Source organism: Pseudomonas cistanchae (genome assembly GCF_054483635.1).
This window is the reverse complement of sequence record NZ_JBTLWN010000002.1, coordinates 406,642-426,715: the sequence shown is the minus strand read 5'-3', so window position 1 is coordinate 426,715 and position 20,074 is coordinate 406,642. Positions and strand designations below refer to the sequence as shown.

The 20,074-nt window shown below is 62.9% G+C and carries 20 protein-coding genes; 16 read left to right on the top strand and 4 right to left on the bottom strand.

The window, feature by feature from the left end:
• Positions 1 to 5 precede the first annotated feature (5 nt).
• From fabA to ACX0MV_RS08825, 3 genes are all read right to left on the bottom strand, one after another.
• Positions 6 to 521 (bottom strand): 3-hydroxyacyl-[acyl-carrier-protein] dehydratase FabA, encoded by a 516-nt coding sequence (gene fabA, locus ACX0MV_RS08835; protein WP_458982126.1) that lies wholly within the window; start codon positions 519 to 521, stop codon positions 6 to 8.
• Between the two features lie 205 nt (positions 522 to 726).
• Positions 727 to 2,652 (bottom strand): ATP-binding protein, encoded by a 1,926-nt coding sequence (locus ACX0MV_RS08830; protein ID WP_458982125.1) that lies wholly within the window; start codon positions 2,650 to 2,652, stop codon positions 727 to 729.
• Complete coding sequence (locus ACX0MV_RS08825) at positions 2,649 to 3,578, bottom strand: ABC transporter substrate-binding protein (RefSeq protein ID WP_458982124.1); 930 nt, start codon at positions 3,576 to 3,578, stop codon at positions 2,649 to 2,651. The genes ACX0MV_RS08830 and ACX0MV_RS08825 overlap by 4 nt, the downstream gene beginning before the upstream one ends.
• A 385-nt stretch (positions 3,579 to 3,963) precedes the next feature.
• Here ACX0MV_RS08825 and ACX0MV_RS08820 point away from each other — a divergent pair, with 385 nt between their 5' ends.
• The 11 genes from ACX0MV_RS08820 to ACX0MV_RS08770 all read left to right on the top strand — a co-directional run bounded on the left by ACX0MV_RS08820 (position 3,964) and on the right by ACX0MV_RS08770 (position 14,690).
• Entirely contained in the window at positions 3,964 to 4,986 is a 1,023-nt protein-coding gene (locus ACX0MV_RS08820; protein WP_458982123.1) for an NAD(P)H-dependent glycerol-3-phosphate dehydrogenase, read from the top strand.
• A gap of 42 nt (positions 4,987 to 5,028) precedes the next feature.
• On the top strand, positions 5,029 to 5,376 hold the full coding sequence (locus tag ACX0MV_RS08815; protein WP_458982122.1) for a DUF4389 domain-containing protein: 348 nt from the start codon (positions 5,029 to 5,031) through the stop codon (positions 5,374 to 5,376).
• Positions 5,377 to 5,386: 10 nt separating this feature from the next.
• Positions 5,387 to 5,854, top strand: coding sequence for a phosphohistidine phosphatase SixA (sixA, locus tag ACX0MV_RS08810; protein ID WP_458982121.1), 468 nt, complete (start codon positions 5,387 to 5,389; stop codon positions 5,852 to 5,854).
• Between the two features lie 115 nt (positions 5,855 to 5,969).
• Positions 5,970 to 7,637 carry an AMP-binding protein gene (locus ACX0MV_RS08805; RefSeq protein WP_458982120.1) on the top strand — a complete coding sequence of 556 codons (1,668 nt, stop codon included), beginning with the start codon at positions 5,970 to 5,972 and terminating at the stop codon, positions 7,635 to 7,637.
• A gap of 45 nt (positions 7,638 to 7,682) precedes the next feature.
• Positions 7,683 to 8,129: a hotdog fold thioesterase gene (locus tag ACX0MV_RS08800; RefSeq protein ID WP_458982119.1), complete on the top strand. Its 447-nt coding sequence runs from the start codon at positions 7,683 to 7,685 to the stop codon at positions 8,127 to 8,129.
• 303 nt (positions 8,130 to 8,432) lie between these two features.
• Positions 8,433 to 9,242, top strand: coding sequence for an alpha/beta fold hydrolase (locus tag ACX0MV_RS08795; protein WP_458982118.1), 810 nt, complete (start codon positions 8,433 to 8,435; stop codon positions 9,240 to 9,242).
• Positions 9,239 to 10,102 (top strand): alpha/beta fold hydrolase, encoded by an 864-nt coding sequence (locus ACX0MV_RS08790; protein ID WP_458982117.1) that lies wholly within the window; start codon positions 9,239 to 9,241, stop codon positions 10,100 to 10,102. Before ACX0MV_RS08795 ends, ACX0MV_RS08790 begins: the two co-directional genes overlap by 4 nt.
• Before the next feature lie 50 nt (positions 10,103 to 10,152).
• A complete protein-coding gene (locus tag ACX0MV_RS08785; RefSeq protein WP_458982116.1) occupies positions 10,153 to 10,815 on the top strand; it encodes a glutathione S-transferase family protein in 663 nt (220 codons plus the stop codon).
• 8 nt (positions 10,816 to 10,823) lie between these two features.
• Positions 10,824 to 11,627, top strand: a complete 804-nt coding sequence (locus tag ACX0MV_RS08780; protein WP_458982115.1) for a DUF4892 domain-containing protein — start codon at positions 10,824 to 10,826, stop codon at positions 11,625 to 11,627.
• A gap of 121 nt (positions 11,628 to 11,748) precedes the next feature.
• Positions 11,749 to 12,822, top strand: a complete 1,074-nt coding sequence (locus tag ACX0MV_RS08775) for an AI-2E family transporter (protein WP_458982114.1) — start codon at positions 11,749 to 11,751, stop codon at positions 12,820 to 12,822.
• 269 nt (positions 12,823 to 13,091) lie between these two features.
• Positions 13,092 to 14,690, top strand: coding sequence for a YdgA family protein (locus tag ACX0MV_RS08770; RefSeq protein ID WP_458982113.1), 1,599 nt, complete (start codon positions 13,092 to 13,094; stop codon positions 14,688 to 14,690).
• Between the two features lie 91 nt (positions 14,691 to 14,781).
• Here the strand turns inward: ACX0MV_RS08770 and ACX0MV_RS08765 are convergent, their stop codons facing one another.
• Positions 14,782 to 15,807: a patatin-like phospholipase family protein gene (locus ACX0MV_RS08765; RefSeq protein ID WP_458982112.1), complete on the bottom strand. Its 1,026-nt coding sequence runs from the start codon at positions 15,805 to 15,807 to the stop codon at positions 14,782 to 14,784.
• Between the two features lie 112 nt (positions 15,808 to 15,919).
• On the opposite strand from ACX0MV_RS08765, the gene selD reads away from it, so the two are divergent.
• The 5 genes from selD (at position 15,920) to ACX0MV_RS08740 (ending at position 20,070) form a co-directional block, all read left to right on the top strand.
• Positions 15,920 to 16,954, top strand: coding sequence for a selenide, water dikinase SelD (selD, locus tag ACX0MV_RS08760; RefSeq protein ID WP_458982111.1), 1,035 nt, complete (start codon positions 15,920 to 15,922; stop codon positions 16,952 to 16,954).
• Positions 16,954 to 18,054 (top strand): tRNA 2-selenouridine(34) synthase MnmH, encoded by a 1,101-nt coding sequence (gene mnmH / locus ACX0MV_RS08755; protein WP_458982110.1) that lies wholly within the window; start codon positions 16,954 to 16,956, stop codon positions 18,052 to 18,054. The genes selD and mnmH overlap by 1 nt, the downstream gene beginning before the upstream one ends.
• Before the next feature lie 67 nt (positions 18,055 to 18,121).
• The gene (locus ACX0MV_RS08750) at positions 18,122 to 18,400 is read left to right on the top strand and encodes a hypothetical protein (RefSeq protein WP_458982109.1); all 279 of its coding nucleotides are present in this window, start codon (positions 18,122 to 18,124) and stop codon (positions 18,398 to 18,400) included.
• The gene (locus ACX0MV_RS08745; protein ID WP_458982108.1) at positions 18,400 to 19,008 is read left to right on the top strand and encodes a flavin reductase family protein; all 609 of its coding nucleotides are present in this window, start codon (positions 18,400 to 18,402) and stop codon (positions 19,006 to 19,008) included. The genes ACX0MV_RS08750 and ACX0MV_RS08745 overlap by 1 nt, the downstream gene beginning before the upstream one ends.
• A gap of 147 nt (positions 19,009 to 19,155) precedes the next feature.
• A complete protein-coding gene (locus tag ACX0MV_RS08740) occupies positions 19,156 to 20,070 on the top strand; it encodes an AAA family ATPase (protein ID WP_458982107.1) in 915 nt (304 codons plus the stop codon).
• The last annotated feature ends 4 nt before the right edge of the window (positions 20,071 to 20,074 follow it).

Below are 20,074 nucleotides of genomic sequence, written 5' to 3'. Positions count from 1 at the left end.
GTCCTTTAGAAATTGTCGGTAGAGGTGAACAGGCCAACCCGCAGGCCTTCGGCGCTGTAGATTTCGCGGCCATCGACGCTGACGGAGCCATCGGCGATAGCCAGGACCAGGGAGCGGGCGATGGTGCGTTTGATATGGATGTTATAGGTGACCTTCTTGGCGGTCGGCAGGACCTGGCCAAAGAATTTCACTTCGCCGGACCCAAGGGCACGGCCACGGCCGGGGTTGCCTTGCCAGCCGAGATGGAAGCCCACCAGCTGCCACATGGCGTCCAAGCCCAGACAGCCTGGCATTACCGGGTCGCCTTCAAAATGGCAGGCGAAGAACCAGAGGTCCGGGGTGATATCGAGTTCGGCGACGATTTCACCTTTGCCGTACTTGCCGCCGGTGTCGCTGATATGGGTGATGCGATCAATCATCAGCATGTTCGGCGCTGGCAGTTGCGCATTACCTGGGCCGAACAGTTCGCCGCGGCTGCAACGCAACAGATCTTCCCGGGTGAAGGCGTTTTGTTTGGTCATGCGAGTTCCTCAATAATCCCCACGCGCCAAGGCTGGGTGAATCGTCCTGGCTGGTAGCACGACTGGGCGCTAGCCAGCAGCCTAGTCATAGACTGTTGCGTTGTAGTGAAAGTCACAGCTCGTTGAGTACAGTTGTACACCGAGTTGCCGGACGTTGTCACATCCGCTCAGCATCCGCCAGCGCAGGGGGTGAGCCTGCAGCAAATCAGCCATTTTCGCCACCCGCCGAAGGTCTTGGCGGCAGCCAACGTTGTAACACGCGTTGTAGGTCTGCACGTTTGAACGGTTTGGCGAGGTAATCGTTCATGCCGGCAGCGAGGCAGGTTTCCCGATCGCCCTGCAGCGCGTTGGCGGTAAGGGCGATGATCGGCAGGCTGGCGTCCATGCGGCGAATCTGCCGGGTCGCCTCATAGCCGTCCATGATCGGCAGCCGGCAATCCATCAGAATCGCGGCAAACGCCTGACGCTCGGCGCTGTATACGGCCTGCGCGCCGTCCCCGACCAGGCTGACCTGATAGCCAAGGCTGCGCAACATGGCTTCGATAACCGTCTGATTGACCGGGTTGTCTTCGACCAGCAGGATTGCCTGCCCCTGGCCTTGGGCATCTATCGGCAGGGCGCTGGGGCTCATGTGGGCGGCCTGTTCGGAGAACGGCAGTGGTACTTCCACGGTGAACGTCGAGCCGTAACCTTCCTGGCTCTGCGCCGACAGCGTACCGCCCATGCGTTCGGCCAGGGTCCGGGCGATCGGCAGGCCAAGCCCGGTGCCGCCATAGCGCCGTGAAATCGAGGTGTCGGCCTGCTGAAAGGCATCGAACATGTGTTCCAGCCGCTCGGGCGAAATGCCGATGCCGCTGTCATGCACCGCGCAACTGAACCACAGCACCTGGTTATCCAGCGGCTGCCAGCGGGTCTCAACGCGGATGGTGCCTTCTTCGGTGAACTTGAGGGCGTTGCCGATCAGGTTCACTAGAATCTGCCGAATCCGCGTCGGGTCACCCTGGACTTCCAGGTATTCGAGCCCGTCCTGAGCGCTCAGGGTCAGCTCCAGCCCACGCTGCTGGGCGCTGTACTGGAATACCTGGATCGAGCCCTGCAGCAACTCCAGCAGGTTGAACGGAATGCATTCCAGTTCCAGGGCGCCACGCTCGATCCGCGAGAAGTCGAGGATGTCGTTGATGACCTTCAGCAGGTGCTCGGTCGATTCCGTCGCCAGCGCCGCATACTCGTCCTGCTCCTGGGTCATCTCGGTGGTTTCGAGCAACTGCAGCATGCCCAGCACGCCGTTCATGGGCGTGCGCAGCTCGTGGCTCATCATCGCCAGGAAGTCGGATTTGGCGCGGTTGGCCTGCTCTGATTCTTCCCGAGCCTTGATCAGCAGGGCCATTGCCTGCTGCTGCTCGCGGCTGGCACGATCCAGGCCGTTGGCCAGGTCGTTGATGTGGCGCGCCAGGGAGCCGAGTTCGCTGTCGCCCAACTCGGGCAGGGCGCTGCGGTAGTTGCCCGCCTGAATGGCCGCAACCGCGTCGCTCATGGCACTGAGCGGTTGCGACAGGCGCCTGGCCAGCCGCCGCGCAACGATAAAGGTCAGCAGCAACGCGAACAGCGCCAGCACGGTGGCCTTGATCAGGATTTCCTGCTGGCGAGTGTTGAAGGCGTCGTTGGACATGCCCACCACAACCCGGCCCAGGTAATCGTCGGCGGGGGGCGTCTGCTCGTAGGCCTCGCCGCCGTTGAGGAAATCACTGGCCAGTTCAATGCGCTGCAGCCTGATCGGCGCGTGAAACACCTCGATGTGCGCGTTGGTCGAGGCCTCGCCATGGGGCTGCTCGCGGTAGATCAGGATGTTTTCGTTGCGATCGCGCAATTCGATAAAGCGCACATGGGGCGTTTGCAGGGTGGCGCTCAGCAGGGTGTCGAGCACTTCCAGGTTGCCGGAAATCACCCCGTACTCGGTGGCGGGGGCCAACTGGTTGGCGATCAGCTGGCCCGTATGGTCGAGCTCTTCACGCAGGTCCTGAAGGCGTGCAAACGTGAAAAAGCCGGTCAACAGCAGCGTCAGCAGCAATGCTGGCCCGACACTAATCAGCTGCGTACGGGTGTGGATGTCGAGGCCACGACGCAGGTTCATCGGGTTTCTCCTCTGGCGACGTGACGCATCAACGTGGCGTCATCCGGCAGTTCAAGTGCCAGCGCGCGGGCCACTCGAGCGTTGCTCAGGACTTTGAAATAGGCCGGGTAGGTGCTGCGCGGCCAGTGACGCGGCGACTGATCCAGCAGCTTGTCGAGGCTGGCAAGCCAATCGGTCTGGTCGCTGTAGATGCTCGCCAGGCTGCCTGCGCGCACAAAACCGGCGCTCGGGCCGATCAGCGCGCGTTGCTGGGCGTAGCTGGTCAGCAGCAGGGTTTTCGCCGTCTGGGCGTTGAACAGGTCGCCGTCATCGACCCCCAGCAGCAGGTCGCTGTGCTGCAACACGTTCAGCAGCGCATGGTTGTCAGCGGCATCGAGCCAGCGCTGGGCAATGATCTTCAGCCCCAGCGCCCTGGCTTGCTCCTGCAGTTCATCGAGCAGAAAGGCGCTGTGATCGTCGAACAGTACGCCGATGCGTTCGGCCTGCGGCAATACCGCGCGAATCAGGCGAAGCTGTCGTGCCGGCGCCGGATCGTTCCAGAGCAATGTCACCGACTGCGGGCGGGCGCTGCCGAGGCGCTGATTGGCTTGCACCTGGCTGACCCGCAGCACCAGTGCTGGCGGACCGCCGGCGCTGGTCAGGCGCCAGTCGAGGGCCTGGGTGCCCAGCAGGATCAAACGCTTGTCGGCGCTCAGTTGTTGCGGCTTTGGCATCTGCGCCAGTGGCAGGAAACTGACCTGGTCGTGCGGCCTGCGCACCGCCAGCGCGTCGGCGAATGCGCGTATCGCTGGGGTGTCATCGGCGCTGCTGAGGATGATCTCGACGGCATGCGCAGGTGCCAGGCCGAACAGCAGCCACAGCAGAAGTGACCAGTAGCGGCTGGGCCGGCGATGTAGTTGATTCGTCCGTGAATAGTGGCAAGGCATCCTAGAATTCCAGGTCCGCATGTACAGCGTGCAACTGTCGATGGGGGTAACGATATGCGCGGCAGAACTGCGGGCGTTGCCGGGAATGCTCATCAAGGCCAGACCGCACCTCGCCAGGCGCCGGGTGCAAAATGCGGAGGACAGCTTCGGTGCGCACCGCGCCGAGCGTCGCCAGAGTCTTGGCGGTCAGCGAGAGCACTATCCTGGAGTTGGTAACCACGCAATGGCCTGTGAACGGAAAGGTGCAGCATGGTAACCGAGCCGGCCGCGTTTGCCAGCGGGCCGTCGCCAAAGCTGTGCGGCAGGCCTAAAAGCTGGCCGCTACAGCCTGGCTCCGTATAATCTTGGCTGATCGCCATGGTGTATGGCTCATTACGGAACTCATATGACTGAGCAGCAACCTATCGCCGTGCTGGGTGGCGGCAGCTTTGGTACGGCAATCGCCAATTTGCTCGCAGAAAACGGCGGGCGCGTGCTGCATTGGATGCGTGACCCGCAACAGGTTGAAGCCATCCGGTTGAACGGCGAGAACCCGCGCTACCTCAAGGGCGTCAAGGTGCACGGCAATGTCGAGCCGCTGTGTGATCTTGCGGCAACCCTGAGCGCCTGCAGCCTGGTATTTGTCGCGTTGCCGTCCAGTGCCTTGCGTCAGGCCCTGCAACCGGTGGCCGACCAGCTCAAGGGCAAGCTACTGGTCAGCACGACCAAGGGCATCGAAGCGCAGAGCTTTAAGCTGATGAGCCAGATCCTCGAAGACATCGCCCCAGGCGCCCGTATTGGCGTGTTGTCCGGGCCGAACCTGGCGCGGGAGATCGCCGAGCACGCTCTGACCGCGACGGTGATCGCCAGCGAGGATGAAGAGCTGTGCCAGCAGGTACAGCATGCGCTGCATGGCCGCACGTTCCGCGTATATGCCAGCGGCGACCGCTTCGGTGTCGAGCTGGGCGGCGCATTGAAGAACGTCTACGCGATCATCGCCGGGATGGCTGCGGCCATGGGCATGGGTGAGAACACGCGCGGCATGCTGATTACCCGCGCCCTGGCGGAGATGACCCGGTTTGCCGTGCAGCTGGGCGCCAACCCGATGACATTCCTCGGCTTGGCGGGCGTGGGAGACCTGATCGTCACCTGCTCGTCGGCCAAGAGCCGCAACTATCAGGTCGGTTACGCCTTGGGCGAAGGCCTGAACCTGGACGATGCGGTCGCGCGTCTGGGCGAGGTGGCGGAGGGGGTCAATACCATTAAGGTGCTTAAAGCCAAGGCCGAAGAATTGCAGGTCTACATGCCCTTGGTGGCCGGCTTGCATGCCATTCTGTTTGAAAAGCGCACCCTTGATCAGGTTATCGAAGCGCTGATGCGCGGCGAGCCTAAGACCGATGTCGATTTCATCCCGACGAGCGGCTTCTAAAGCCCTCACGTACGTCCAGGCAAAATTGCCAAGGAGAGTGTCATGAGCGAGATAGATAAAGAGCAGGCGCGCGAGTCGATTCTGCTGCGAGTGCTGTGGATGCTGTTGTTCGCGATCATCTGGCAGCTGGCAGAGCTGACGCTGGCCGCGGTGGTGCTGTTGCAGCTCGGTTACCGGCTGTTTTACGGCGCACCGAGTGCCAGCCTGCTTGGTTTCGGCGACAGCCTGAGCCAGTACCTGGCGCAGATCGGCCGTTTCGGTACCTTCAACAGCGATGAAAAACCCTGGCCGTTCGCCGACTGGCCGACGGCCCGCGCGCCTCAGGGTGAAATGCCGCACAGCATTCCACCCGCGCCACATCCAGTACGTGACGAAGAGCCCAAGCTGTGAGTGCAGAGCGATGAGGCTGTGGTTGATGCGTCATGGCGAGGCCGTGGCGCACGCCGCCAGCGATGCCGAGCGAGCACTGACGGATTACGGACGCGAGCAGGTTCGCCAGGCCGCCGGGCAACTCGACGGCAGGCGACTCGGCTGCATCCTGGTCAGCCCTTATCGGCGCGCGCAGCAGACCGCTGCGCTGGTCAAGGAAACGCTCGACTACCGCGGCGAACTGCTCACGGTGCCCTGGTTGACCCCCGAGAGCGATCCGCGCGAGGTGCTTGCGCAGCTCGATAATTTCCTGCCGGCATCCGAATTGCTGCTGGTCAGCCATCAGCCGTTGATCGGCAACCTGGGCGGCTGGTTGGTGCATGGTCATCGCCAGCAACCACTGGCCATGGCGACCGCCAGCCTGGCTGAACTCGAGGGCGACATACTCGCCGCCGGCCTGATGAATCTGCTGGCGCTGGTGCACCCACAGCACGGCTGAAAAGCCACTACACACCGAAACATTTCTCCGCTTGCAGCTCGCCTTTGTGCGTGGAATAGTCCGACCAAGCAATTGCTTGGTTGGCTCCACAACAATAACAATGGGAGTAAGGCCTATGGCTGAAGCGATCAGTTTGCCGCTGGAGATGTTCTACCAGCGTGAAGTGAAACACCCGAACAAGCGCTACATGGTTCAGCCGCTTCCCGGCGGCCAGTTGCAGGAGTCGAGCTGGGGCGAGGCGGCGGAACAGGCCAGACGCGCCGCCAATTGGCTGCGCCGCCAGGAGCTGCCACCCGGCAGCCGGATCGCGATCATTTCGAAGAACTGCGCGCACTGGATCATCACCGATCTGGCGATCTGGATGGCCGGGCACGTTTCGGTGCCGCTGTACCCCAACCTGACGGCCGAATCCGTGCGTCAGGTGCTGAGCCATTCGGAAGCGGCGCTGGTGTTCATCGGCAAACTGGACGACTGGCCCGGCATGGCGCCAGGCGTGCCCGAAGGCATCCCGACCATTGGCCTGCCGCTGCGTGCCCAGGGCGAGTTCGACTACCTGTGGGAGGATCTGCAGGGCTGCGCGCCGATTCAGGACAACCCCAAGCCCACGGCCGACCAGCTCGCCACCATCATCTACACCTCCGGCACCACCGGCACGCCCAAGGGCGTGATGCATAACTTCGGCAACCTTGGTTTCGCCTCCAGCAACGCCACCCAGCTGTTCGGCGTAGGCCAGGATGACCGGGTGCTGTCGTATCTGCCGCTGTGCCACGTCGCCGAACGGATGTTCGTCGAGCTGGCGTCCATCTATTCCGGGCAGACGATCTTCTTCGCCGAGAGCCTGGACACCTTTCTCGAGGACCTTAAGCGCGCCCGGCCGACGGTGATCTTTGGCGTGCCGCGGATCTGGACCAAGTTCCAGATGGGCGTTTACAGCAAGATGTCTGCCGAGAAGCTCGATTTTCTGCTCAAGCTGCCCATCGTCGGTCGCATCATCGGTAAAAAGGTGTTGGCCGGGCTGGGCCTGGATGCCGTTCGCTACGCCTTGTCTGGCGCGGCGCCGGTTCCGGAAGCGCTGCTCAACTGGTACAAGCGCCTGGGTCTGGATGTGCTCGAGGTCTACGGCATGACCGAGAACTGTGGTTACTCCCATGTCTGCCGGCCGGGAAAATTCAAGAAAGGCTGGATCGGCCACAGCAGCCCCGGAGTGGAAGTTCGCATCGCCGAGGATGGCGAGGTGCAGGTACGCAGCGGCGCAACCATGCAGGGCTACTTCAAGGACCCGGCAAAGACTGCCGAAACCGTCACCCCGGATGGCTTCCTGCGCACCGGCGACAAGGGCGAGCAGGACGCCGAAGGCAACCTGCGCCTGACCGGCCGGATCAAGGAAATCTTCAAGACCAGCAAGGGCAAATACGTGGCGCCGGGGCCGATCGAGAATCGCATCGCCGAGCACGCGCGGATCGAGCAGGTCTGCGTGGTGGGCGATGGTATGGCACAACCCATGGCCCTGTGCGTACTGTCCGATGTGGGCCGTAGCGAGGCTGCCGACGGTGCCCGCGGCGAGCTGGAAGGCAGCCTGAAAAAGCTGCTGGACGAGGTCAACGAACAACTCGACAAGCATGAGCGGTTACAGCGGCTGGTGCTGGTTAAGGATGTCTGGGCGGTGGACAACGGTTTTCTCACCCCGACCCTGAAGATCAAGCGCACGGTGGTGGAAGGCGCCTACGGTCCGCACTTCGCCGAATGGGTCGGCCACCGCGATGCGGTGGTCTGGCACGAATGAACCCCGCGGCCGGCATTACCGGCCGTTTTCCTGGGAGGAAATGCGATGAGCATATGGCAGCGAACCCCCGATATTGAGCAGCTCACTGCGCTGTTGAAAAACACCATCGGCGAGCAGCTGGATATCCGCTTCGAGGGCTACGACGACGAGTCGCTCAGCGCCAGCATGGTGGTCGATGCGCGCACCCATCAGCCCTACGGCCTGCTGCACGGCGGCGCCTCGGTGGTGCTGGCGGAAACCCTGGGCTCCACCGCCAGCTACCTGTGCATCGACAGCAGCAAGTTCTATTGCGTGGGGCTTGAGGTGAACGCCAATCACCTGCGCGGCCTGCGCAGCGGCAGGGTTACCGCGGTTGCCCGCGCCGTGCACCTTGGCCGTACCACGCACGTCTGGGATATCCGTCTGAGCGGCGAGGACGGCAAGCCCAGCTGCATTTCGCGCCTGACCATGGCCATCGTGCCATTGGGCGAAAATGGCCCGGCGCAGCGCTAGCGCATGGGCAGAAATCGGTGAAGCAAACTGGTCCGCCACCCGTGAGCGCTTCGTAGGGTGGACATGGCGAAGCCTTGTCCACCGCTGCCGTTTAGATGGCCAAGCTATCTGCTTGATAACGTCGCAAGCCCCATGGGTTTTATAAGTCCACAGGTTCTATATACGCATTGCCTCCACGAGCCAGGATGACCGCTCCCCCATGAAGCTTGGCCATAGTGCCGTCATTCACTGGCTGTTATGTCATTGCCGTGTCGTCATCGCTGCCGGACAATCATTGGCAACTTTCCAGATAAGTCAGCCGCCATGACCCAGCCCGTCTTTTTCGCCCATGCCAACGGCTTTCCTTCTGCCACCTACGGCAAGTTGTTCGCAGCGCTGGCGCCGGAATACCACGTGCAGCACCTCGATCAACACGGCCACGATCCGCGCTTTCCGGTCAACGACAACTGGGGCAACCTGGTCGACGAGCTTATCCATCACCTCGAAAGCGCCGCCGAGCCGGTCTGGGGTGTCGGCCATTCCCTCGGCGGCGTGCTGCATTACCATGCGGCGCTGCAGCGCCCGGAGCTGTATCGCGGCGTGGTGATGCTCGACTCGCCAGTGCTGACCCTGGCCGACCAACTGGTGATTCGCGCCGCCAAGCGTTTTGGCTTTATCGACCGCATCACCCCAGCCGGGCGTACCCTTGGCCGGCGCGACGAGTTCGCCGATCAGGCCGAAGCCCGCGGCTACTTCGCCGCCAAGGGCCTGTTTCGCCGGTTCGATCCCGAGTGCCTGGATGCCTACGTGCAGCACGGCTTACATCCGGTTGGCAAAAGCCTGCGCCTGCGCTTCGACCCGGCGACTGAAATCGACATCTACCGCAGCGTGCCGCATACCAGCCCAGGCCGCCCACAGCAGTTGAAGGTGCCGCTGGCCATGGTCCGTGGCCGCCATAGCCGGGTGGTCTTGCCCCACCATGCACACCTGATTCGGCGCATTCCCAAGGGCGAGTACCTGATGTTACCGGGTGGGCACATGTTTCCCCTGGAGCGCCCGCGCGACACGGCGGCGTTGTTGCGTACGCTGTTCAGCCGATGGAGTGGAGCAGGCGAGCGGGAGCAGAGCGCATGAGCATGGATTTCGAAGAAGTTCGCCTAAGCCTGCCGCACATCGAGCTGGCGGCCCATCTGTATGGTCCGCAGGACGGTATCCCGGTCATCGCCCTGCACGGTTGGCTGGACAACGCGGCCAGCTTTAGCCGGCTGGCGCCGAAGCTGCCGGGGTTGCGTATCGTCGCCCTGGATTTTGCCGGCCATGGCCATTCCGATCACCGCCCGCCGGGGGCCAGCTACGCGATCTGGGATTACGTGCATGACGTGCTGCAGGTGGCCGAGCAGTTTGGCTGGCAGCGTTTTTCGCTGCTTGGGCATTCCATGGGCGCGATCGTTTCGGTGTTGCTGGCTGCCGCGCTGCCTGAACGGGTCGAGCGCCTTGCGCTGATTGACGGCCTGATTCCCTACACCGGCGAAGCCGACAACGCGCCGCAGAAACTCGCCGAGGCGCTCAAGGCGCAGATGGCCCTGCGCGACAAGCGCAAACCGGTTTATCCGCAATTCAGCCAGGCGGTCGAGGCGCGCATGCGCGGCGTCGGCGCGGTGAGTCGCGAGGCCGCCGAGCTGCTGGCGCAACGCGGCTTGATGCCGGTGCCAGGCGGCTACACCTGGCGCACCGATAGCCGTCTGACGCTGCCTTCGCCCTTGCGCCTGACCCACGCCCATGCGATGGCCTTTGCCGGTCAGTTGCAGTGCCCGGTCAAACTGGTACTGGCGGAGCAGGGCATGTTGCAGGCGCAACCGCGTTTCGGCGAGCTGCTGGAGCCCTTGCCGATAGCCGTGAGCAGGCTGCCTGGCGGGCATCACCTGCATCTTGATGACGAAGCTGGCGCGCAACTCGTAGCAGACTGTTTCAAAGCTTTCCTGCAGTCGCCTTGACTTGCTAAACGCAACTGCCGAAGGTGTGGTCGATCGCCACGGAGAATCGCATGATCGACCTGTACACCGCCGCTACGCCTAACGGACACAAGGTGTCCATCGCACTGGAAGAACTTCAGCTGCCTTATCACCTGCACGCGTTGAGCTTCGAGCGCAAGGAACAGAAAGCCGACGCGTTTCTCGCGATCAACCCGAACGGCCGGATTCCCGCCATCGTCGACCGTGCCAATGACGACTTTGCCGTGTTCGAGTCTGGCGCGATCCTGCTCTACCTTGCAGAAAAAACCGGGCAACTGATGCCGAGCGATGCCAAAGGGCGCTCGCGGGTGATCCAGTGGCTGATGTTCCAGATGGGCGGGGTCGGACCCATGCAGGGCCAGGCCAATGTGTTTTTCCGTTACTTCCCGGAAAAGCTGCAAGGGCCGATCGACCGCTACCAGAACGAAACCCGGCGGTTGTATGAAGTGCTTGATTCGCGTCTGGGGCAAGCCGACTACCTTGCCGGTGATTACAGCATTGCTGATATCGCCACCTATCCCTGGGTGCGCGTGCACGACTGGGCCGGCGTTTCGGTTGACGGACTGCCGCACCTGCAACGCTGGATGGCAGTGCTGGCCGAGCGCCCGGCGGTGCAGCGTGGCCTCGAAGTGCCGCCCCGCGAAGAAAATGGCGACAACGTGATCAAGTCCGCTCAATCCATGCTGATCAAATGAGGAGTCGCATGCGTTTTTTGAGCGTTATCAGCTTGATGCTTGTCAGCGCCGCCGTGGCCGCTGCCGATGTGGCTGGCAGCCACGATATCGAGGTGTTGCCGCGTTTTCCCGACAGCCAGATCGTCCGCTTCAACGAGGCGCAAGATCAGGCGCGGATCTACCCCCAGGGCTCGATTCGGCGGGTCAGCAGCCGTCTGCGCTACGAGCGCGAAATCGCGGCGCAGGGGCGATTCGTCGCCGTGACCTACGAACTGCCGCGAACCCACACGGCTGAAGAGGCCTTTACCGCTGCCCGCGAAGCCATGCAGGCGCAGGATGCCGAACTGCTCTACTGGTGCCAGGGCCGCGAGTGCGGGCCGAGCAGTTCGTGGGCCAATGCGGTATTCGGCGAGTCGATCCTGTATGGCTCCGATGACCAGCAGACCTATGCGCTGATGCGCCTCGCCGAACCGCGGCAGAACAGCCTGCTTGCGCTTTACAGCATCACCCGCGGCAATCGGCGCGCTTATCTGCACGCCGAGTTGCTTGAGGCCACCGCCCCGCTCGCCGATACGTTGCCCACGCCAGCGACGCTGCTCCGGCAATTGCGCAGCAGCGGTGAGTTGCGTCTGGTCAAGCGCGGTGAGCCGAGCGAAGCCTGGGTCGCGTTGCTGGCCCGGACGCTGAATCTCGACAGCACCCTGCGCGTCAGCCTCAGTGGCGAACAGGCCCAGGGCTGGCGTGATGCGCTGGTGGAACAGCGGGTGCGCGCGGGCCGTCTGGAACTTGGCGAAATACCGACGCCGGGTCTACAGGTCGACGTGCTGCGCTGATCCCGCTGCAAATCCGTCTTGCCGGCAGCGGCTCTGGCCAGGCATCTTTACTCACTCTTTCTCCTGAGGCTCTGTGCGACACACAGAGCCTCTTGTCGTTTTCCTGTCTGGAGCTGCATGAATGCTCAATAACGACCGCTTGTTGGTGCAAATCCTGCTCCTCGGGCTTCTTGGCGCCAGTCTCTGGGTGCTCGCGCCATTCTGGTCGGCGCTGTTTTGGGCGGCGGTGCTGTCGTTCGCCAGCTGGCCGGTAATGCGCCTGCTGACGCGTCTGCTCGGCGGTCGGCAAGCGACCGCGGCGGGCCTGCTGACCCTGGGCTGGACGGTGCTGGTCGCGGTGCCACTGGTGATGCTCGGGTTCAACCTGGCCGACCACATCAAGGACCTCACGGCCATGCTCAAGGATTTTCAGGTCGACGGCCTGCCGCCGCCGCCGAGCTGGCTGGCCGGCGTGCCCCTGGTTGGCGAGCGCCTGGTGGGTTTCTGGGTAACGCTGAATCAGGAAGGCACTGCGCTATTCGCCACCTTGCGGCCCTATCTCGGCCAGGTCGGTAACTGGCTGCTGGCCCGTAGCGCACAGATCGGCGGCGGCATCATAGAGCTCGCGCTCAGCCTCATCCTGGTGTTTTTCTTCTACCGGGATGGACCGCGTCTGGCAGCCTTCGCCAGGAGCCTGCTGGAGCGCCTGATCGATGATCGTGCCGACCACTATCTGGAGCTGGTGGCCGGTACCGTGCAGCGGGTGGTCAACGGTGTGATCGGCACGGCGGTCGCGCAGGCGATCCTGGCCTGGATCGGTTTTGCCATCGCCGGCGTGCCAGGAGCCCTGGTGCTGGGCATCATGACCTTTGGCTTCAGTCTGATCATGGTGCCGCCGCTGGTATGGGCGCCCGCCGTGGCCTGGCTGGTGTGGCAGGGCGAGGTGGGCATGGCGATCTTCCTCGGCGTCTGGGGCCTGTTCGTGATCAGCGGCGTGGACAACATCCTCAAGCCGTACCTGATCAGCCGTGGCGGCAACCTGCCGCTGATCGTCGTGCTGCTGGGGGTATTCGGCGGAATCCTGGCATTCGGCTTCATGGGCCTGTTCCTCGGCCCGACCCTACTGGCCGTGGCCTATAGCTTGCTGAACGATTGGGTCAGCCGCGCGCCCGCGACCTCCAAGCACGTCATCACCGAGATCGGCCGAGAGCCGTAGCGCAGTCACGTACTCGGCGCGGTTGCAGGGTGTCGCAATGGCGCAGCCCTGAACCGTTGCCGTTGTTTGACCGGGTTGGCATCGGCGCATCGCGCGATGGCAATAGCGTGGCCGCCGCGCCCAGGCGGTGGTAGCCTTGGCCGGCTTTTTTGGCTGCTGGGCAGCCGAAGCCGGGTGGCGGCAGTAAATGCCGGCCCGTCTCGGTCCGCACGCTTGATACTGCGGACGCAGGGAAGACCCTCCATCACTACGGAAAATGCGAGTTATCTATGAGCAAATCAGCAGGCATCGCTGCAGGCGTCATCGTGGCATTGGGTGCAATCGGTACGGCCGGCGCCTGGTACACCGGCAAACAACTCCCGACGGTGCTCGACGCATCGATCCAGCAGGCCAATGCACAGATGGGCAAATCGCTGCCTGCGCTGGGCGTCAGCATGTCCATCGAGCTGCTGTCGCTGGAACGCAACCTGTTCAGCTCCGACGCCCGTTACCGCATTCATTTCAGCGCCGCAGCGGATGGCCAGTCGCCGACTGCCATGCAGTGGGTGGTAAGCGATCACATCGAGCACGGTCCGTTCCCGCTGTCGCGGCTCAAGGCGTTCAAGCTGATGCCGGTCATGGCCACTAGCAACTACGCGCTGGAGCAGAGCCCCGAGCTGGAGAAACTGTTCGCCGCCAGCAACGGCGAGTCGCCATTGCATGGCCAGGTGAGCCTCGGCTACAACCGCTCGCTCAGCGGTGACCTGCAGATTCAACCGCTGAAAACCAGCGTCGATGAACAAACCACGCTCGACTTTAGCGGCCTGAATATCGACTTCAGCAGCAGCGCCGACGCCGAGTCGATCGAAGCCACGGGTGCCATGGGCAACCTCAAGATCAGCTCCGTGCTCACCAGCGGCGAAAGCATGAATGTCGAGTTCAAGGGCCTGAGCCTCGACAGCGATCTGCACAAGGGCACCAGTGACCTGTATCTGGGCAAGAATGAACTGCGCTTGCAGGCCATTGACCTGCAGCTCGGCGAGGGCGCGCCCGTCGTGCTCAAAGACTTCGTTCAGCGTGACGAGACCAGTGAAAGCAACCAGCAGCTGTCGGCGCGCTACAGCTATGACGTCGGCATGATCAGCTACCAGGGCCAGGACATCGGCTCCTCGCAGATGCTCTGGACCGTGAAGAACCTCGATGCGGCAGCGCTGCAGTCGCTGATCGAGCTGTACGGCACGCTGCTGCAGAGCGGCAACGTCGACAGCGAGAGCGGCATGCCGGAGCTGACCGAGGAGCAGACCGCGCTGTTCAAAACCAATCTGGAAAAACTCCTGGCGGGCAAACCGGGCCTGGCGTTGGAGAAACTCGCATTCAAGACCGCCAATGGCGAGAGCAGTTTCAGCCTGGCACTGGACCTGAACAAGCCGGAGTCCTTCGAACTGCCAGCACCGGAACTGGCCAAGCAGCTGATCGCGCAACTTGACGCCAGGCTGATGGTGTCCAAGCCGATGATTGCCGACGTGGTCGGCGTCCAGGCAGCCCTCGCGGGCGAGACGGACAAGGAGGCGATCGCCCAGCAGGCGGCGATGATGTCTGAGATGGCCAGCGGCATGGCGACGGCCACCGAGCTTGCCACGGTACAGGGCGAAAACATTGTATCGAGCGTGCATTACGCCAATGACCAGGTGACCTTCAACGACAAGAAGATGACTGTCGATGAGTTCGTTGCCGTGGTGCTGAGCAGCGGTGGCGGCATGGCCGGGATGGGTGGCATGGGTGACGCGACTCCGTACGCTGACCCGTCGCTCGACATGGAAGCCCTGGATATGGAAGCGCCGGATATGGGGACATTGGACGAGGAAGCAGGCGAAAGCCAGCAGCAGTAACGCTTCTGTCACTACCGAGAGTTAAAGCAGAACGGCCAACCTGTCCGCGTGAGCGGTGGGTTGGCCGTTTTGCTTCAGGCGCTGACCCCGTTCAGCCTTCGCCACGCTCGTACTTGTCCAGCGTGTCGCTGGCGATCTGCCGGCCCAGCATGATCAGCTCCGGCGCCTTGTAGAACTCGAAGAAGCGGCACACCCGCTTGGGCACGTTAATCAGGATATCCGGCGGATAACCGGCGATCTTGTATTGCGCCAATGAGGTCTGCATCACTTCGAAGCTCTGGTTGATCAGCTCCAGCAGCGACGCCGGCCCGCTGAGGTCGGCGATCCGCGAGCCGCTGGCGGACTTGGGTACCGCATCGGCATCGGCGCCTGGCCGCGGCTGTTGCTGCCAGGGGTTCATGGCCTCGGCAACCATGGCGTTCGACTGATCGTCGAGCAGCAGCAGTTCGTCGTCTTCGCCACTCTTGCGGCGGAACGAGGGCAGGTGCGAACCGAGGGAGCTCATCAGTAGGTCGAAGCGGCCCTTGAGCGCCGGCGGCCGTTCGATGATCGGCAGTGGGTAATGCTTCGGGTTGGTGGCGTTTAGGTTGACCGCGATGATCAGGTCGCAATGGGCCGATACCACCGGCACGATCGGCAGCGGGTTGAGCAGGCCGCCATCGACCAGCATGCGCTTGCCTTGCACCACCGGGGTAAACAGGCTGGGGATCGCCGCCGAGGCACGCATGGCCTGGTGCAGGCAGCCTTCCTGGAACCAGATTTCCTGCTGATTGGTGAGGTCAGTGGCCACCGCAGTAAAGGGGATGGCCAGCTCTTCGATGGTGATTTCGCCGACGATCTCGCGAATCTTGCCGAAGACCTTTTCCCCGCGAATGGCGCCGAGCCGGAAACTCACATCCAGCAAGCGCAACACATCGAGGTAATCCAGGCTCTGGGTCCAGTCGCGGTATTCATCGAGCTTGCCGGCGGCGTAGATGCCGCCGACCACCGCACCCATGGAGCAGCCGGCGATACAGGCGATGTCATAGCCACGTGCTTCGAGTTCTTCGATCACCCCGATATGCGCATAGCCCCGCGCACCGCCGGAGCCCAATACCAGCGCAACGCGCTTGCTCATCAAGCCACCCCTCACGATTTAGTTAGCGCAGGAACATACGCGCAGCAATGCCCGGCGCCAAGCTGTGGTTTGCTAGAATCCGCGGCTTGCTGAAGCGATATAGAGCGATGTCATGAGTGAGCCGATTCGTTTGACCCAGTACAGCCACGGTGCGGGCTGCGGCTGCAAGATTTCCCCCAAGGTGCTGGAGGTGATACTGGCGGGCAGCGGCGCGCAGCATCTCGACCCGAAACTTTGGGTCGGCAACGCCTCGCGCGACGATGCGGCGGTTTACGCCATCGACGAGGAGCGCGGCGTGGTCTCGACCACTGATTTTTTCATGCCGATCGTCGATGACCCGTTCGACTTCGGCCGCATTGCCGCCACTAACGCCATCAGCGATATCTATGCCATGGGCGGCGACCCGCTGATGGCGATCGCCATTCTCGGCTGGCCGATCAATCTGCTAGCGCCAGAGGTCGCGCGTGAGGTGATCCGCGGCGGTCGTTCGGTCTGCGATGAGGCCGGCATTCCCCTGGCGGGCGGGCATTCCATCGACGCGCCTGAACCGATCTTCGGTCTGGCGGTGACCGGGCTGGTCAACAAGCAGCACATGAAACGCAACGACACCGCGACAGCCGGCTGCACGCTTTATCTGACCAAGCCCCTGGGGATCGGCATTCTCACCACGGCCGAGAAGAAGGCCAAGCTGCGCGCCGAAGACGTCGGCCTGGCGCGGGACTGGATGTGCACCCTGAACAAGCCGGGCAGCCGCTTCGGCAAGCTGGCTGGCGTCACGGCGATGACCGACGTCACCGGTTTCGGCCTGCTCGGTCACCTGGTCGAGATGGCCGACGGCAGTGGCCTGACCGCGCGTATCGAGTTCGCCAAGGTGCCGCGCCTGCCCGGTGTCGACTATTACCTGGAGCTGGGCTGCGTGCCCGGCGGCACCTTGCGCAACTTCGACAGCTACGGCGAGAAGATCGGACCGCTGTCCGAGCTGCACAAGCAACTGCTCTGCGACCCACAGACCAGCGGTGGCTTGCTGGTCGCGGTGAGCGAGGCGGGCAATGCGGAGTTTCTCGCGGTAGCGGCCGAACTGGGCCTTATCCTGGAACCTATCGGCCGGCTGCTCGAGCGCCAGACCCATGCGGTCGAGGTGCTCTGATGCGCGACAACACCAGCGATTATCGCCAGCTGTTTCTCAGCGATGCGCCCATGATGGACGCGCGCGCGCCGGTGGAATTCGCCAAGGGCGCATTTCCGGGGGTGGTGAACCTGCCGCTGATGGACGACCTCGAACGGCAGAAGGTCGGCACCTGCTACAAACAGCGCGGTCAGCAGGCGGCTATCGAATTGGGCCACCAGTTGGTGTCCGGGACGACCAAGGCTCAGCGGGTGGAGGCCTGGGCCGCGTTCGCCAAGGCCAACCCCCACGGTTATCTGTACTGCTTTCGTGGCGGCTTACGCTCGCAGATCGTCCAGCAGTGGCTGAAGAGCGAGGCCGGCATCGATTACCCGCGGGTTATCGGTGGCTACAAGGCGATGCGCACGTTCCTGCTGGAGACCACCGAGCAGGCGGTCGAGCAGTGCGATTTCATTCTGGTGGGCGGGATGACCGGCACTGGCAAGACTGAGGTGATCGCTCAGTTGGCCCATAGCCTGGACCTTGAAGGCTACGCCAACCATCGCGGTTCCAGCTTCGGCAAGCGTGCGACCCTGCAGCCGGCGCAGATCGACTTCGAAAACGCGCTGGCCGTGGATATCCTGAAAAAGCGCGCGACCGGCACGCGCAGCTTCGTGCTCGAAGACGAGGGCCGGATCATCGGCAAATGCTCGTTGCCGCTCAGCCTTTACAACGGCATGCAGAGCTTCCCGCTGGTGTGGCTGGAAGACAGCCTGGAGAGTCGGGTCGAGCGGATTCTCAAGGATTACGTCGTTGACCTTAGCGCGGAATTCATTGCCCTGTTCGGCGCACAAACCGGCTTTTGTCTGTTCGCCGAACGTCTGCAACAAAGTCTGGCGAATATTCTCAAGCGGCTGGGTGGCGAGCGTTATCAGCGGCTGGCCGCGATCATGGAGCAGGCGCTGCTGGAGCAGGCCGACAGCGGCAAGGTCGATACCCATCGCGGCTGGATAGAGGCGCTGCTGGTGGAGTACTACGATCCGATGTATGTGTTCCAGCGCGAGAACAAGGCCGGCCGCATCGAGTTCGTTGGCGAGCAGGGCGCGGTAATCGAGTTTCTACGCCAGCGACGTGTCGCGTGAGTCATGGCACTTTAATGCCGTTGGCGTATCCAACAGACTCACGGGTTGTCTTCATTAGGAGTGAACAATGAAAGCGTTGATCGTTATACCGATGATGGTGCTGGTTCTGGCCGGTTGTGCAGGCAAAACCGCTTACCGCGACAATTGCGCAAACCAGCTGGACGCCGCCTGGCGCGAGCTCGACCTAGCCAAAGCCGAGGGATTTGCCGGTACGGTGAGTTATTCCAAGGCGCTGTCGCTGATGACCGGCGCCAAGACTCAGCAGCAATTTGAAGCGTTCCGTGGCTGCGCGGCCAAGGCTGAAAAAGCGCGCTTCTACATCCGCGAATCGCGTGCAGGCCGCTAATGCAGCTGGATTTCAGTCAGCTCAGCCCGCTGGAATGCTATCGCTGGCTCGCGGCCACAGTCACGCCGCGGCCGATTGCCTGGGTGTCGAGCCTGTCGGCAGAAGGCGCCGCCAACCTGGCGCCCTTCAGCTTCTTCCAGGTGATCAGCGATCAGCCGCCGACGTTGATGGTCAACGTCGGCATACGCGATGACGGCAGCCTCAAGGACACGCTGCGCAACGTTCAGGCCACGGGGGAGCTGGTCATTCACCTGGTCGACTTCGCCCACGCTGAGGCGATGAATGCCACGGCGGCGGTGTTGCCCCATGGCGTCAGCGAGTTCGAGCGCTGCGGCATCGCCAGCGCGCCATCGCTCAAGGTCAAGCCGCGGCGGGTGACAGGCGCCGCCGTTGCCTTCGAATGCAAGGTCGCGCAGATACAGCCTTACCCAGCCGCAGCGCCGACCTGCCACCTGATCTTTGCCGAGGTGCTGCTTGCCCATATCGACGAGCAGGTGCTGACGCCTGAAGGGCGCATCGATGCCGGCAAGCTCGACCTGATCGGGCGACTGGGCGGTACGGCCTATGCCCGCACCCGCGAACGTTTCGACCTGCAGCGGCCGGTCTAACGCACCACCGGCTTCGTTAAAGAGCGCATCACGTTTCTGCCAGTCCTAGCTGTTTTCCATCGGCTTATTTGTCAGCAAAGGTTTAGCAAGCCTTTGCCGTACTCCCGGCTGCCAGTAGCATCGCGCAATAGCCAAGGAGAGACAGCGGTGAGCAAACTCGACGACGTTCTGCAGGTGGTAAATCAGGTGGTGCTCGGCAAGGAGGGCCAGGTCAGGCTGGCAGTGACCTGTCTGCTGGCACGCGGTCATCTGCTGATTGAAGATTTGCCTGGCATGGGCAAGACCACTCTGAGCCATGCCTTGGCCAAGGTACTGGGGCTGAGTTTCCAGCGTATCCAGTTCACCTCCGACCTGTTGCCCGGCGATATTCTCGGCACTTCGGTGTTCGACAAGGACACCGGGCAGTTCGTGTTTCACCCCGGGCCGATCTTTGCCGAACTGGTGCTGGCTGATGAGATCAATCGCGCGACGCCGAAAAGCCAGAGTGCGCTGCTTGAGGCCATGGAGGAGGGTCAGGTCACCATCGAAGGCGCCACCCGGCCGCTGCCCGAGCCATTTTTTGTCATCGCCACGCAGAACCCGGTCAGCCAGGGCGGCACCTTTGCCTTGCCTGAGTCGCAACTGGACCGTTTCCTGATGCGCCTGTCCCTCGGTTATCCAGGCATGGCTGCCGAGAAGGCCCTGCTCCTCGGCGATTCGCGCCGCTCGTTGCTGCCGCGTCTGGAGCCGCTGCTCGATCACCGCGAGCTGGCGCTGATCCAGGCCGAGGTTCCGAAGGTGCGTGCCAGCGATGCGCTGGTTGACTACGTTCTGCGTCTGGTCGAGGCCACCCGAAGCCAGCCGCAATTCGCCTGGGGCCTGTCGCCCCGAGCCAGCCTGGCATTGCTCGCCGCCGCGCGCGCCTGGGCGTTCCTCGACCATCGCGATTACGTGATCCCCGAAGATGTGCAGGCGGTCCTCCCGTCGGTGGTCGGTCATCGTCTACGTGAACGGGCGGACCCGACCGGACACGGTGGCGGCACGCTGGTGCAATGGCTGCTGCGCGAGGTGCCGGCGCTTTGAAGTC

Coding starts and splice junctions, on each gene's coding strand:
- sixA (WP_458982121.1), top strand. CDS start 5,387: ATGAGGCTGTGGTTGATGCGTCATGGCGAGGCCGTGGCGCACGCCGCC.
- selD (WP_458982111.1), top strand. CDS start 15,920: ATGAGTGAGCCGATTCGTTTGACCCAGTACAGCCACGGTGCGGGCTGC.
- ACX0MV_RS08770 (WP_458982113.1), top strand. CDS start 13,092: ATGAGCAAATCAGCAGGCATCGCTGCAGGCGTCATCGTGGCATTGGGT.
- mnmH (WP_458982110.1), top strand. CDS start 16,954: ATGCGCGACAACACCAGCGATTATCGCCAGCTGTTTCTCAGCGATGCG.
- ACX0MV_RS08795 (WP_458982118.1), top strand. CDS start 8,433: ATGACCCAGCCCGTCTTTTTCGCCCATGCCAACGGCTTTCCTTCTGCC.
- ACX0MV_RS08785 (WP_458982116.1), top strand. CDS start 10,153: ATGATCGACCTGTACACCGCCGCTACGCCTAACGGACACAAGGTGTCC.
- ACX0MV_RS08820 (WP_458982123.1), top strand. CDS start 3,964: ATGACTGAGCAGCAACCTATCGCCGTGCTGGGTGGCGGCAGCTTTGGT.
- fabA (WP_458982126.1), bottom strand. CDS start 521: ATGACCAAACAAAACGCCTTCACCCGGGAAGATCTGTTGCGTTGCAGC.
- ACX0MV_RS08780 (WP_458982115.1), top strand. CDS start 10,824: ATGCGTTTTTTGAGCGTTATCAGCTTGATGCTTGTCAGCGCCGCCGTG.
- ACX0MV_RS08745 (WP_458982108.1), top strand. CDS start 18,400: ATGCAGCTGGATTTCAGTCAGCTCAGCCCGCTGGAATGCTATCGCTGG.
- ACX0MV_RS08805 (WP_458982120.1), top strand. CDS start 5,970: ATGGCTGAAGCGATCAGTTTGCCGCTGGAGATGTTCTACCAGCGTGAA.
- ACX0MV_RS08790 (WP_458982117.1), top strand. CDS start 9,239: ATGAGCATGGATTTCGAAGAAGTTCGCCTAAGCCTGCCGCACATCGAG.
- ACX0MV_RS08830 (WP_458982125.1), bottom strand. CDS start 2,652: ATGAACCTGCGTCGTGGCCTCGACATCCACACCCGTACGCAGCTGATT.
- ACX0MV_RS08775 (WP_458982114.1), top strand. CDS start 11,749: ATGCTCAATAACGACCGCTTGTTGGTGCAAATCCTGCTCCTCGGGCTT.
- ACX0MV_RS08815 (WP_458982122.1), top strand. CDS start 5,029: ATGAGCGAGATAGATAAAGAGCAGGCGCGCGAGTCGATTCTGCTGCGA.
- ACX0MV_RS08825 (WP_458982124.1), bottom strand. CDS start 3,578: ATGCCTTGCCACTATTCACGGACGAATCAACTACATCGCCGGCCCAGC.
- ACX0MV_RS08750 (WP_458982109.1), top strand. CDS start 18,122: ATGAAAGCGTTGATCGTTATACCGATGATGGTGCTGGTTCTGGCCGGT.
- ACX0MV_RS08765 (WP_458982112.1), bottom strand. CDS start 15,807: ATGAGCAAGCGCGTTGCGCTGGTATTGGGCTCCGGCGGTGCGCGGGGC.
- ACX0MV_RS08800 (WP_458982119.1), top strand. CDS start 7,683: ATGAGCATATGGCAGCGAACCCCCGATATTGAGCAGCTCACTGCGCTG.